The 12,464-nt window shown below is 67.9% G+C and carries 12 protein-coding genes; 6 read left to right on the top strand and 6 right to left on the bottom strand.

The genetic code is table 11. The annotated features are described in order from the left end of the window. Nucleotides 1–7: 7 nt before the first annotated feature. Nucleotides 8–1,333, bottom strand: a complete 1,326-nt coding sequence (locus ACFVVI_RS09640; RefSeq protein ID WP_378990079.1) for a lipase family protein — start codon at nt 1,331–1,333, stop codon at nt 8–10. A 261-nt stretch (nt 1,334–1,594) separates the two neighbouring features. Between ACFVVI_RS09640 and ACFVVI_RS09635 the strand changes: the two genes are divergently transcribed. Both ACFVVI_RS09635 and ACFVVI_RS09630 read left to right on the top strand, forming a co-directional pair. Further along, nucleotides 1,595–2,626: a peroxiredoxin family protein gene (locus ACFVVI_RS09635; protein ID WP_387444864.1), complete on the top strand. Its 1,032-nt coding sequence runs from the start codon at nt 1,595–1,597 to the stop codon at nt 2,624–2,626. Nucleotides 2,627–2,800: 174 nt separating this feature from the next. Continuing rightward, on the top strand, nt 2,801–3,151 hold the full coding sequence (locus tag ACFVVI_RS09630; RefSeq protein ID WP_378990083.1) for a calmodulin: 351 nt from the start codon (nt 2,801–2,803) through the stop codon (nt 3,149–3,151). 62 nt (nt 3,152–3,213) lie between these two features. Here ACFVVI_RS09630 and ACFVVI_RS09625 read toward each other — a convergent pair whose 3' ends face one another. Then, nucleotides 3,214–4,689, bottom strand: a complete 1,476-nt coding sequence (locus ACFVVI_RS09625) for an MFS transporter (protein WP_378990084.1) — start codon at nt 4,687–4,689, stop codon at nt 3,214–3,216. Between the two features lie 344 nt (nt 4,690–5,033). Between ACFVVI_RS09625 and ACFVVI_RS09620 the strand changes: the two genes are divergently transcribed. Continuing rightward, on the top strand, nt 5,034–5,813 hold the full coding sequence (locus ACFVVI_RS09620; RefSeq protein ID WP_387444862.1) for an oxidoreductase: 780 nt from the start codon (nt 5,034–5,036) through the stop codon (nt 5,811–5,813). Between the two features lie 6 nt (nt 5,814–5,819). Here the strand turns inward: ACFVVI_RS09620 and ACFVVI_RS09615 are convergent, their stop codons facing one another. Beyond that, nucleotides 5,820–6,716 (bottom strand): LysR family transcriptional regulator, encoded by an 897-nt coding sequence (locus ACFVVI_RS09615; RefSeq protein WP_387444859.1) that lies wholly within the window; start codon nt 6,714–6,716, stop codon nt 5,820–5,822. 141 nt (nt 6,717–6,857) lie between these two features. On the opposite strand from ACFVVI_RS09615, the gene ACFVVI_RS09610 reads away from it, so the two are divergent. Together ACFVVI_RS09610 and ACFVVI_RS09605 are read left to right on the top strand one after the other, a co-directional pair. Further along, nucleotides 6,858–7,868, top strand: coding sequence for a glutathione S-transferase family protein (locus ACFVVI_RS09610; RefSeq protein ID WP_387444856.1), 1,011 nt, complete (start codon nt 6,858–6,860; stop codon nt 7,866–7,868). Between the two features lie 99 nt (nt 7,869–7,967). Continuing rightward, a complete protein-coding gene (locus ACFVVI_RS09605) occupies nt 7,968–9,239 on the top strand; it encodes a hypothetical protein (RefSeq protein ID WP_387444854.1) in 1,272 nt (423 codons plus the stop codon). A 120-nt stretch (nt 9,240–9,359) separates the two neighbouring features. Here the strand turns inward: ACFVVI_RS09605 and ACFVVI_RS09600 are convergent, their stop codons facing one another. The 3 genes from ACFVVI_RS09600 to fdxA all read right to left on the bottom strand — a co-directional run bounded on the left by ACFVVI_RS09600 (nt 9,360) and on the right by fdxA (nt 11,403). Further along, nucleotides 9,360–10,013 (bottom strand): hypothetical protein, encoded by a 654-nt coding sequence (locus ACFVVI_RS09600; RefSeq protein WP_387444852.1) that lies wholly within the window; start codon nt 10,011–10,013, stop codon nt 9,360–9,362. Between the two features lie 40 nt (nt 10,014–10,053). Beyond that, complete coding sequence (locus tag ACFVVI_RS09595; RefSeq protein ID WP_378652961.1) at nt 10,054–10,974, bottom strand: D-alanyl-D-alanine carboxypeptidase family protein; 921 nt, start codon at nt 10,972–10,974, stop codon at nt 10,054–10,056. A gap of 93 nt (nt 10,975–11,067) precedes the next feature. Next, nucleotides 11,068–11,403 (bottom strand): ferredoxin, encoded by a 336-nt coding sequence (gene fdxA / locus ACFVVI_RS09590; RefSeq protein ID WP_387444849.1) that lies wholly within the window; start codon nt 11,401–11,403, stop codon nt 11,068–11,070. Between the two features lie 108 nt (nt 11,404–11,511). On the opposite strand from fdxA, the gene ACFVVI_RS09585 reads away from it, so the two are divergent. Further along, the gene (locus tag ACFVVI_RS09585; RefSeq protein ID WP_387444846.1) at nt 11,512–12,456 is read left to right on the top strand and encodes a LysR family transcriptional regulator; all 945 of its coding nucleotides are present in this window, start codon (nt 11,512–11,514) and stop codon (nt 12,454–12,456) included. The last annotated feature ends 8 nt before the right edge of the window (nt 12,457–12,464 follow it).

Raw genomic sequence — 12,464 nt, 5'->3', positions numbered from 1 at the left:
TCCTTGTTCAGTCGATGCTGCAGCCGGAGACCGGCTTGTCCGCAAGACGATCGAGTAGATAGGTGAACGCGTTGTCGGGCCCGAAGCCGTCGATGATCTCCGGCCCGAAGTGATTCGGGATGGTGGTTCCGGGCAGGATCGGCGGGAGCTCGTTCGTGCGGAAGGTGACCGTGGCGCCCTTGCCGCACCAGTCTTCGGCGAGTCGTCGGGCCTGTCCGTACGGGACGGTGTCGTCGTTGCGGCCACTGGTGATCAGGACCGGTGTGGCCGGAGTGGAGTTACCGATGCGCAGCTCCGCCAATACCGGCGTGGCTTCGGGCAATTCGGCGAGATGGGCGGACAGCGGTCGGCCGTCGTTGGTCAGCGACTCGGTTTTGAGGAAGGGGTGGTACGTGATCACATCGGCGATGCAGGAGTCGCTCAGTGTCTCGAGCATCGCGCGCCCGGCCGGGCTGGTGACCCGGTCCACCGCACGCTGCAGCTCGGGATAGCGCGCGAGCATGCCGTTGACGGCGAACCCGATCGCTCCGCCGATCAGCGCACCGTCGATCTTCTCCAGGATCGCGGTGAGGTCGGCGACCGGTCCCCCTGCCCAGGTGCCTTTGAGATTCAGTTCCGGTGCGTAGCTCGGCTGCATCTCCGCGGCGGCCGCGGTGGCGCCACCGCCCTGGGAATAGCCCCAGAGCACGACCGGCGTCTCCGGTCCGACACCGCCGAGATTGTTGGCCGCGCGCACACCATCGAGAATCGCGTGCCCGCTCTCGAACCGGTTGGCGTAGGTGTGGATGCCGGGTGTGCCGAGGCCGACATAGTCGGTCACCAGCACCCGCGCGCCCAGGCCGCTCCACACCACCGACGACGGTAGCTCCTGGTTCGCCGAGATCCCCAACGGCTGGGTGGACACCGCCATCCCGGTCGAGAACGCCACCGACATCGCGCAACGGTCCGCCTGACCCGACGTGCCGGGGCCGATGACCACCGTCGGACGCGGTCCCGGACCCTGCCACGGACCGGTCGGCTCGAGGTAGGTCCCGCTCACCGCTACCGGGGAACCGTCCTGCAATCGCGACGTGTACATCACGTGCTGTGCCTTGCCCGGCCATCCCTGCTCGGTGGGCGGGGTCACGAACAAGGTCATCGGCGCAGTCTTGATGATCGCGCCCGGTTCCTGCGGAATCCGGTCCGGCGGTGTGTAGAACGCGCTGACGGGCTCGGCCGAGACCCGCCCCGCCTGGGTCACCACACCCGTCGCCGCCATCGCGCCGGCCAAGACCATGACCGCGACGACGCGCCCGGCATGCGGCCACATCCGTCGAAGATCCTGTCGCTTCATCGAGAACCTCTCAGTCGTCATCACCGGCCGGCGTCGTCGCCGCAGTGATCCAAGTCGCCGGAACAGCAGATCATGATGCCTGTCACACCAGCGCCGACAGAGAGTAACACGGTTACTGGTCGGTACGAACACCCGCCCCGACCCGGCACCCCGTCACGGCGAAAACCACGCGAATCGCCGTGGTAACCGAAGCACTCGCGTGGTGAAAGCTGTTCCCGCGAATCATCTTTCAGACCGCTTCGGCTGTGGGATGGTGCCGGAATGCTGATCGAATACGGAGTGTGGGGTTCGCGATTGGTACTGGCCGGGGCTTTCGGGCTGTCGACATGGGGGAAGTTGGCGGACGGGCCCGCGACACGGAAGGCGGTGGTCGATTTCGGGACAGACATCAGATGGGCCCCCACGGTGGCGATCGGGTTACCGGTAGCCGAGGGTTCGGTGGCCGCGGGATTGCTGTTCCCGCGGACGGCGGGGATCGCGGCCGCGGTGTCCGCACTGCTGCTCGCCGGGTTCACCGCGGCGATCGTGCGATTGCTGCTGCGCGGCGAGCGCCCGAGCTGCTCCTGTTTCGGCGCGGCGAGTTCGGCGCCCATCGGGCACGCGACGCTGGTGCGTAACGGGCTACTGCTGGCGCTGGCGGCACTGGTCACGGTCGGCGCGATCCGGTATCCGCAGGTCCCTGCCGGATTACCCGTCGAGGCCTGCGTGGGGCTCGCGCTGATCGTAGCGCTGGCGGTCGTGCTGACCTGGACGCTCGGGGAGTTGCGCGCCCTTCGTCGCCGGGTCGACGAACAGGCCCTGTCGACCCTCGGGGCCGAAGGTCTGCCGGTCGGCGCGGTGGCACCGGAGTTCGAGCTACTGGCCGCCGAGGGCGGGCGGATCGATCTGGCGTCGTTGCTCGCGCCGGGAAAGGCAGTCCTGCTCGTGTTCGTCCATCCGGGGTGCGAAATGTGCGCGGCGCTGGCCCGCGAGTTGCCGCGCTGGCAGTCGCGCGTGCGGGATACGTTGACAGTCGTGCTGGTCGGCAACGGCGATCTTGCCGAACATGCCGCCTGGGGGCGCGCGCAGGAGGTGGGTGATATCCCGGTCCTGGTGCAACAGGGCAATGAGACCGCTCTCCGCTATCGGGTCCGGGGAACGCCGTCGGCGGTACTGATCGGCGCGGACGGGCGGGTCGCGGGTGCGGTCGCCCGGGGTGCCATCGCGGTGCGCGAGTTGATCACCACGGCGAAGACGGAGGCGGGGCGGCGATCACCCCGTCGAGACGAGCTCGCCTCAGGGACGCGCCGATAGGCGCTCCCCTATTGCCCCGTTTCACAGACAGAAACCGACCGATTCCCTAAACCTGTTGTTTCCCAACAGTTTTCAATCGCAATGCGCTCATGTTGCCGCGACTCCGCCGATACACTCGACCTCGCAACACGCTCGACTCCCGCTAGCCGAACACATCGACCAAGGGGAAATGTCATGGCGCTCTTTGCATTCACCGACTACAGCGGAAAAGAATTCATTTTCCAGCTGAACAACGAACAACGGATCGCGGAGGCGCGCCGGATCCTGTCCGGCGACGAGACGATGTCCATTCATGTCATGGGCCGGATCCGCAAGACCGCGCAGAGCTACAACCCCGGGTGGAGTTTCCACCTCGATCCCGACACCATCACGTTCTTCACCATGGCCATCGAGGTGTGCGACTCCAGCATTGTCTACACCGAGGATCACCTCGACGAAGCGTGTGGGGCATTCCTGCCTGGCTGCTTCTGGTGTCCGTGGTCGTCGCGACTGACTCGTGAAGTGACCGCTTCGGTCAGCGCCTGACACCGATTCCGGCCGGCGCGGTGCGCGTCGGCCGGAATCCTGCGAACCCGAACCGCAATTCGCTAGGTGACATCCGCACGGTGCCGAGCCGCGTCGACCGCGGTGAATGCCGCCGCGGCGAGGATCATCACCGCCGAAACGAGCAGAGCCACGTCGAGTCCGTGATGGAATGCCGCCTTGCCGGCATTGAGCACCTCGGAAACCTTCGACAGGTATTTCAGATACGGGCCGATATCGACGCCCTCGGGGATTTTCCCGAGTTCCACGGCTTGAATGGCGTCGGGCTGGAGCGAGGTCGGCAGACCCAGCTCGTTCATGCGCGCCTTCAGGTCCGAGGACAGGAACCCGCTCACCAGCGCACCGAGCACGGCCACACCGAACGCCGAACCGACCTGGCGCATCGTATTGGTCACCGCGGCAGCCATTCCCGAGTGTTCCGCCGGAACTCCCGACATCACCGCGGACGTCAACGGCACCACCGCGATCCCGAAGCCGAAGCCCGCCACCGCCATCGCGGCCGACAGCGAAGGATCGTGGATCTCACCGGACAGCATATGGCGGGTCAGCAAGATCCCGCCCGCGCCGACCACACAGCCGAGAATCATCGGTGTGCGCGCACCTCGCCGCGCCACCCAGAACCCCGCGACCAGCGAGCCGATCACGATCATGGCGGCCATCGGCGCGAACACCGTGGCCGTACGCGCACCCGAGTACGACTGCATCACTTGCAGATACAGCGCGGTGAAGAAGAAGATCGAGAAGATGCCGAAGTAGACGGCGAAGGCGACGATCAGTGCACTACGCACTGCCGGAAAGCGCAGGTAGTGCAAGTTGAGCATAGGTGCGCGCGCCCGTGTTTCGACGGCGATGAACCCGGCGAACGCGAGCCCGCCGAGCACGAAGAACGCGAGCACCGACGGCGAGGTGTAGCCGCGATCCTGACCGGAGATCGCGGCATAGATCACCGACCCGAAAGCTGTCGCGCCGAGCAGAGCGCCTGCCCAGTCGATCGGCTCGGGGCTCGGGTCGGCGCTCTCCGGGACCGACCACAGTGCGACGACGAGCGCCACCGCCGCGATCACCAGGTTGAACCAGAAGATCGAGCGCCACCCGTACGCATGGACCAGCACGCCGCCCAGCACCGGTCCCGCGGCCAACGCCAGACCTGACACCGCCGCCCACACCCCGATCGCCTTCGCGCGCGTGCGGTCGTCCGGGAAGACGTGCCGAAGCACCGACAGTGTGCCCGGCTCCGACGCCGCCGCACCGAGTCCCATGATCGCGCGACCGGCGACGAGCACCGCGACACTGCTCGCGAGTGCCGATACCACCGACCCGGCACAGAAGATCACCAGGCCGACGATCATCACCCGCTTGCGACCCCAGCGGTCCCCGAGCGACCCACCGGCGAGCATCAGCCCGGCGAACACGACGGTGTAGGCGTTGACCACCCACTGCAGCGCGGTCACGTCCGCGCTCAGATCATGGCGAATATCCCCCAGCGCCACGCTGACGACGGTGGTGTCGAGAAAGGTCACAAATACCACTACAGCGACTGCGGTCAGAGCGACACGCGGTCGCGCCGTCCCGCCCGGCGCATTGCCCATCGGTCTCACGGGCACAGGGTACTGGCGGGTTCAGCCAGACGCCAGACGGCCACCGGCCGACGACATCCGCGGGACGCGCACCGGCGGAAGAGCCGGGCCGGCATAGGAATTCCCTATGCCACCTGCTGACATTTCGTCTTTGCCGCGCACTGTTTTCCGGGCATACCGTGAAACAGCTCGACGAGGAACGCACCGCGATTTCATCGAGGTTTCGCGCGCCGCACATGTCGATTCCCTGCCCGTCGGGCGAATACGCAATCGAAAGGACCGCTGGCATGACCACGATCGAGAATGTTTCGCACACGCGAGAACTCGCCGGAAAACGAGCTCTGGTCACGGGCGGTTCCCGCGGAATCGGGGCGGCCGTCGTGCGCCAGCTGCTGGACGCGGGCGCCGAGGTTCTCACCACCGCCAGATCGGCGGCGAACACCATCCCGGACGGGGCCACCTTCGTGACCGCCGACGTGCGCACGCAGGCTGGGGCACAGGCGCTCGCCGCCGCCGCGCACGACGTGCTCGGCGGGGTGGACATCCTCGTACACAACGCCGGTGGCGCGCGCCCACACGCGAGCGCTTCGGCGATCCCCGACGCGGAATGGCAGGACGCGCTCGACTTGAACTTGCTCGCCTCGGTGCGGCTGGACTCGCTGCTGGTGCCAGGGATGCGGGAACGGCGGTCGGGCGCGATCGTGCACGTCTCCTCGGCCGCGGTTCCCACCGCGGCACCGCAGTTCCTGCACTACGTGGCCGCGAAGGCCGCACTGCAGACCTACAGCCGGGGACTCGCCTTGGACCTGGCCTCCGCCGGAATCCGGGTCAACACCGTGTCGCCGGGCAAAACCGCCACCCCCGGCGGTGAAGAGACCCGGGAGTTGTGGGCACGGATGGACGCGACACTGAGCGACACCGTCACCGCGACCAGCACGACGCCGCTGGGGCGCGACGGTCGCCCCGGCGACATCGCCGACGCGGTGCTGTTCCTCGTCTCCGACCGGGCGAGCTGGCTCACCGGAACCAATCTGTTCGTCGACGGAGGCGAATTCCCCCGGGGCTGAAGCCGGTCAGCGCACCGGCGGGAATGACGCGGCCTCGGTCCAGGTCTGGCGGCGAAGGAATTCGAGCAGCGCTGACTCCGCCGGGCCCGGATCGGTCCGGACGACAGCGATGACGGGCTGGGAAACGACCGGATTCACCGGACGAACAAGGTGCTCGTGACCGTGCGGCACGGCCGAGGCCGGGACGAGAGTCACCCCCAGCCCTTGGGCGGCCCACCGCACCGCCGTCGACGTCTGGGACACGCGGGCGGCCGTTGTCGGGGTCAGCTCGTTGCTGCCCAGCACGTCCAGGAGCACCGCGTCGAGCGCGCTGTCCCGGTCGAACCGGACCCACGGCTCCCCCGCCAGCGCACGCAGTTCGACCCGCTCCGTGGCGAGTTGGGGGTGCCCGGCGCCGAGCACGACGACGAACTCCTCGTCGCCGAGGTGGTGCGCGTCGTCGGGAGACTGCTCGCACGCCGCCATCAGGGCCAGGTCGAGGACGCCCTGGCGCCCCAGGCGTTCCAGTTCGGCGGAACTGGGCTCCTCGAAGACGGTGACCTCCACCCGGGGGAACCGGCGGCGCAGCGCACCCAGCGCACGCGGCAGTTGACGAGTGCCGAAGCCCATCTGCGCCGCGACTACCAGCTCACCCACCAGCTCGTCGGCGCCCGCCCGCGCCGTTGCCCGTGCCCGCCGCGCCGCGCTCACCGCGACCTCCGCTTCGCGCAGGAAGGCGCGACCGACCACGGTGGGTACCAGGCCCGTCGGCGTACGAGCGAACAGCTTCACGCCGAGTTCCCGCTCGAGGCCGCGAATCTGCTGCGACACCGACGGTTGAGCAACGTGCAACACCTCTGCCGCCGCCGTCACCGACCCCTCTTCGGCCACCGCCAAGGCGTACTCGAACTGACGAAGGCTCATCGGCGGGTTCCTCCCTGAGGGTGTCGAGCTGCCCCCGCGATGCTAGGCCGGTAGCTCCGGGCCGGCCACGATCGGTGCGTCGGCGACCAGCGGTGCACGGCGTCGAGCTGTCCGGCGCGCGGGGTGTGCGAGACTGGGGCGGTGAGCGATGCCGATGCGGGCACCTACGTCGAGGCGGGCGAGTTCCGCCGCGATACCAACTACATCACCACGCGGATCACCGCCGACGGACGTGAGGGCTATCCCGTCGAACCGGGGCGGTACCGGCTCGTCGCGGCCAGGGCGTGTCCGTGGGCCAATCGCACGCTGATCGTGCGCAGGCTGCTCGGGCTCGAGCCGGTGCTGTCGCTCGGGCTGTGCGGGCCCACCCACGACAAGCTCAGCTGGACTTTCGATCTGGATCCGGGCGAGGTCGATCCGGTGCTCGGCATCCACCGTCTGCGCGATGCCTATCTGGCCCGGTTTCCGGACTATCCGCGCGGCATCACCGTGCCCGCGATGGTCGACATCGTCACGGGGCAGGTCGTCACCAACGACTACGCGCAGATGACCCTCGACTTCTCGACCGAATGGGCCGCCTACCACCGGCCCGGCGCACCGCAGCTGTACCCCGAACCGCTGCGCGAGCAGATCGACGAGGTCAACCGAGACGTGTTCCGCGACATCAACAACGGCGTCTACCGTTGCGGGTTCGCCGGCGATCAGGACGCCTACGACGCCGCCTACGTCCGGCTCTTCGCCGCCCTCGACCGGATCACCGAGCGGCTGAGCACTCAGCGCTACCTGGTCGGTGACACCATCACCGAGGCCGACGTGCGGCTGTTCACCACGCTTGCCCGTTTCGACCCCGTCTATCACGGCCATTTCAAGTGCAACCGCACCAAACTCAGTGAGATGCCGGTGCTCTGGGCCTACGCCCGCGACCTGTTCCAGACTCCCGGCTTCGGCGACACCATCGACTTCGGGCAGATCAAGGAGCACTACTACGTCGTGCACCGCGATATCAATCCCACCGGGATCGTCCCCGCGGGGCCGGACCTCTCGAACTGGCTGACCCCGCACCACCGTGCGGAACTGGGTGGGCGCCCCTTCGGCGACGGCACCCCGCCGTCTGCCCCGATCCCCGCCGAGCAGGTCCCCGCGATCGACTGAGGCTCGCTTATGGTCGGTCCCGATAGCCAAGCGGGGCAACGGTTTCGGTGATTCGTCGAAACGGCTTCGTGTCGGTGCTCAGCGCTAGCGTGCTCGGGTATGGACACCGTGCCCGATGCCTGGTTCGCCGACTTGCTGACACAGCTGTTCGCGAGCGACTTCCGCACCTTCAGCCGGCTCGACGTCGAGCAGGTGTGCGGTACCGCGGGGTGGCTGCTCCAGGGTGACGGCGTGGTGGTCATCCCGGGAACACCGTCCGGTGGCCGCATCGTCGACGAGCGCTGTGCCGACGGCGAGCAGCGCGCACACCTGTCCCTCACCGTGACGACCATCGAGCCCGAACAGTTCCGTCACTACCTGGACCTGACGGTGACGACGTGGGGTGCACCGACCTGGTTTTGCGGCCTGTCGGCTCTCGGCGTCGGCTGGGTCGACGGCGACGCCCTGCGCACCCTCGAGCTCTCCGACCACGGCACGGTGTCCTTGCGAATCGAAGCCCTCGATGCGGATGCCCAGCGCAGGTGGCGGAATTGGAAAACCCAGTACCACTACCCGCATCTCATCGACGAAGCCGACCGGGTCCCCAACGATGAGCACGATGTCTCGGACACGAGCGCCGACGATTACGAGGTCAGCTTCACCTGGTCGGCCGGTTCGGCCGGGCGCGGCAACGAGATCTGGAGCGTCTACACCCTCGGTCACCTGCGTGGCCTGCTGACCGACCTGCTGGGCAGCCTGCACCTCGCCATGCGAGCGCTCCACCCCGGCCCCGAGCCGCTCGTCCTGCACTTCTTCGACCGCGACAAGACACCGGATCGCTACGCCCAACTCGAGCTGTCGCCGACCGAGATCCGCCTGCGCGCCTTCACCACCGAGGCCACCCGCCCACACCTGGACCGGCTCGGCTTCGTCGACTGCGGCGACGGCAGCGCCACCCGGATGTGGCCGACCGACCAGGCACGAGCCGCCGCCACCGTCACCGTGGTCTTCCTGCACCGAGTCGGGCTCGGTTCGGAGAATCTGACGATGACCGAGTCGGGGAATCCCCTACCGATCGACCACTTCTCGGTGGATCTCCAGGTCGACCTGGAAGCTGACGGCGGCCTTCGGGCGTCAGCTGTCTTGCCACCGTTCGACCTGCCCATCGGATCGCTCGGCCCGCTGTCCGATACGGCCGATCAGGGCGGCGAGGACGAACAGGGCGATCAGGATCAGCAGATGGGTGACGAAGAGCGCCAGCACGGGGAGGGCGAAGCCCTCGTCGGTGAGAATCCCGCGGTCGCTGACGCAATACAGGGTGAAATTGGTCGACGTTCCTTCGGAGTCGTGGAAGGTGTCCGAGACGACGACCGGCTCGGTGGCCGGCGGTGAGCAGAACAGGGGTGCGGTGAGTTTCGCTTCGCCCGGCCAGATGGCAACAGCGAGGAGAATGGTGAGAAAGGCGGCGGCGCAGGCAAGCGACACCGCGGAAATCAGGACTCGTCGCATTCGCTATACCTGCCGCACTCGAAGGAAGGTGCCGGTCCGGTCGAATTCGGCGACCATCTCCGAGCGCGGCGACAAGACATTGGCGACGATGCGGATCTCGCGGCCGAAACGGCTCACCACGATGACGGTCACCTGCCCGTCGGGCAGCGCGCTTCGGGCGAGGGCGGTGTCGACGATGTCTTCGATACGCGACAGACCGGGTACCTCGCTGACGGCGAAATCCTCGCCATCGAGGTCGTCGGCGGCGGAGACCCGAACCGGACGTGGCGCGCTGAGGGCGCCGAGCGCGAAGGAGTAGTCGTCGAGCTGCCGGGATCGATCAGGTGGCCGAACGCGCAGGCGCACAGTGGGTTCCCGAGCGGCCAGTACCTCGTCGCCGGCCAGATACCGGGTTATCTGGGCGGGTTGGTCGTTCAAGGTGAGGCGGAACCGGGTCGAGTTCGGTGGGGTGAGGATGATGACGTTCGCTTCGAGGTCGGTGGCACCGGTTCGCCGGCTCAGCGCCGTGATGGCCTCCTGCGGCAACGAACTCACCAATCCGCCGCCGCGCGCTCGCAGCTGATCCTCGAAATCCGCCCGGTCCACCGCGCCCACGCACCCGCTGGTGCCCAGTACGACCAGGCAAACGAGGACCCGAAACCATCTGCCACCGCGCACATCCCGAATGCTAAGCGTTGTGCCGGGATCGCGCCGGTCGTCAGCCCCCGACTGGTTGCAGCACGCGCAGAATCGGGTCGTAGGCCCAGTTCAGCATGCGCTCGGCGTCCTGCCGCGCGGCGGCGCTGCTGTGGTCGGAGCTGTGCAGGACGACACCGATCAGCGGGATGCCTGCGCGCACCGTCTCGAACATCAGGCAGTGTCCGGCGGCGTCGGTGTTGCCGGTCTTGATGCCGATGGTGCCGGGATATTCGTCGAGCATGCGGTTCGTCGTTTCCCAGTGGTGCTCGCGGTTGGCCGGTCCCGCGGGAACGTGGAAGTCCCGCGCACCGACGATCTCGCGGAACAGCGGCAGGTTCATCGCCCGCACACCCAGTGCCACGAGGTCCGCCGGCGTGGAATAGGTGGAGTGATCGGTGGGATACGGCATACCGGCCGGGTCACTGAAATGTGTTCCGGCCAAACCCATCACCCGCGCGGTGTCGTTCATCCTGGCCAGGAAACCGCCCTGACCGGGACCGAACGACTCGGCGACGGTGTAGGCGGCGTCGCAGCCCGACGGCAGCAGTAGCGCGTAGAGTAGCTGGCGCGCGGTGAGCACCTCGCCGGGAACCAGTCCCGCGGTGCTGCCGTTTTCCCTGGCACAGTAGGCGCCCGCTTCCTGCGGCACCGTCACCGGCCGTTCGAGGTCACCGCTGACGATCACGACCACCGCCGTCATCACCTTCGCGATACTGGCGATCGGGACCGGGGTGTTCGCCTCCCGCGACCACACCACCGTCCCGGTGAGGCCCTCCGCCAACGCCGCGCCCGAGGCCTGGACACCGTCGGGCCCGGCAGCCGGCCACGGCAGCAGACCGTCAGCACTCCCGGAGGGTGCGGCAGCCGCAACGCCGTGACCAGCGGCGACGATCAGAACCCCGACAGTGACGGCGTGCAACACCTTGGCGAATGTCCGCATGGCGATATTCTGGCGTACAACTACGCCGACCTGCGGGATTTACCCCCTCGATTCACCGAACTCGTTGCCCTTCCGATCGACGATCCGCCGGAACTATGCCGGGAACTCCCGCACATAGACCGTGTCGACGCCGAGTACACCGACCGAGGTCGCGCCGCCCGGCTGACCGAGTGGCTCCGCCCGTCCGGGTAGCGGTTCGTGGAAGAAGCGGACGTTCTCGGTGACGAACTGTTCTTGACCGGGTGGCAGATCGTCTTCGTAATAGATCGCCTCGACCGGGCAGGCCGGTTCGCACGCGCCGCAGTCGATGCACTCGTCGGGGTGGATGTAGGCCATCCGATCACCGATGAAGATGCAGTCGATCGGGCACTCCTCGATGCAGGCCCGATCCAGGATGTCCACGCAGGCGGCGCCGACCACGAACGTCATGTTGTACTCCTCAGCTGTACTGGCCCGCACATTGCGGTAGTGCTGATCCTGGTGCGCGCGCCTGCGGGCGGGTAGCCCCCGATATCCACCACCTCGTAAGGTTTCCTTATGAGCTTGCCGCCCGGAACGCCTGATCTGGAGGTGCTCGATCTCCTGGTATCGGTGGCTGAGCTGGGCAGCCTCGGTGCCGCGGCGCGCAGACACGGCATCAGCCAGCCCGCGGTCGGCATGCGCATCAGCGCGTTGGAACGGCGGCTGCGGCTGCGGCTGATCGATCGCGGACCCACCGGTTCGGCCTTGACCGATGCCGGTGCGGCCGTGGTCGAGCTGGGTCGGCCGGTACTGGCCGCGGGGCTGGCTCTGATGGACGGTGTCGCTGACCTGCACCGCGAACTGTCACCACAACTGCATGTCATCGCCTCGAAAACCATTGCCGACCACCGTATTCCGCAGTGGCTGGCGGCGTTGCGCAAGCTCCGGCCCGAGCTCGCCGTCGAACTCGACGTCGCGAACTCACAGCAGGTGACCACGGCGGTGCGCGATCGCGAGGTGGTGCTCGGATTCGTCGAGGGGCCGCAGGCACCCGCGGGGCTGGGAAGCCGGGTGCTCGTGGCCGACGAGCTGGTCGTGGTCGTGGCACCGACCCATCCATGGGCCACCCGCGCACGCCCGGTGCGCCCGCGCGAACTCGCCGATACGCCGCTGGTGTGGCGCGAGAAGGGATCCGGGACACGGGACACCGTCTGGGCGGCGCTACAGATCCACGGCACCCCCGCGCGGCCCGCGGCCGAACTCGGTTCCGCCGCAGCCATTCTCGCGACCACCCGGAGCGGACTCGCCCCCGCGGTGGTCAGCCGCCTGATCGTCGCCCACGAACTCCGTGCGGGCACCTTGCACGAGGTCGACCTGGCCGATTCGCTGGTGCTGACCCGAAAGTTTCGCGCCATCTGGCACCGCAGCACCCCACCATCCGGCCCCGCGGGCGACCTGGTCGACCTCGCCGCCCGCATCGAAGCGACCCGACCGACAGTACGACGACCGCCGCGAGACTGATCCGTCGA

The sequence above is a fragment of the Nocardia sp. NPDC058114 genome (assembly GCF_042884695.1).
Classification (GTDB): domain Bacteria; phylum Actinomycetota; class Actinomycetes; order Mycobacteriales; family Mycobacteriaceae; genus Nocardia.
The sequence above is the reverse complement of the archived record's forward strand: the minus strand, read 5'-3'. Positions and strand labels throughout refer to the sequence as shown.

Excerpts from the sequence above, each read along its gene's own strand:
- ACFVVI_RS09640 (WP_378990079.1), bottom strand. The coding sequence starts at position 1,333 with ATGAAGCGACAGGATCTTCGACGGATGTGGCCGCATGCCGGGCGCGTC.
- ACFVVI_RS09635 (WP_387444864.1), top strand. The coding sequence starts at position 1,595 with ATGCTGATCGAATACGGAGTGTGGGGTTCGCGATTGGTACTGGCCGGG.
- ACFVVI_RS09630 (WP_378990083.1), top strand. The coding sequence starts at position 2,801 with ATGGCGCTCTTTGCATTCACCGACTACAGCGGAAAAGAATTCATTTTC.
- ACFVVI_RS09620 (WP_387444862.1), top strand. The coding sequence starts at position 5,034 with ATGACCACGATCGAGAATGTTTCGCACACGCGAGAACTCGCCGGAAAA.
- ACFVVI_RS09615 (WP_387444859.1), bottom strand. The coding sequence starts at position 6,716 with ATGAGCCTTCGTCAGTTCGAGTACGCCTTGGCGGTGGCCGAAGAGGGG.
- ACFVVI_RS09605 (WP_387444854.1), top strand. The coding sequence starts at position 7,968 with ATGGACACCGTGCCCGATGCCTGGTTCGCCGACTTGCTGACACAGCTG.
- ACFVVI_RS09595 (WP_378652961.1), bottom strand. The coding sequence starts at position 10,974 with ATGCGGACATTCGCCAAGGTGTTGCACGCCGTCACTGTCGGGGTTCTG.
- fdxA (WP_387444849.1), bottom strand. The coding sequence starts at position 11,403 with ATGACGTTCGTGGTCGGCGCCGCCTGCGTGGACATCCTGGATCGGGCC.
- ACFVVI_RS09585 (WP_387444846.1), top strand. The coding sequence starts at position 11,512 with ATGAGCTTGCCGCCCGGAACGCCTGATCTGGAGGTGCTCGATCTCCTG.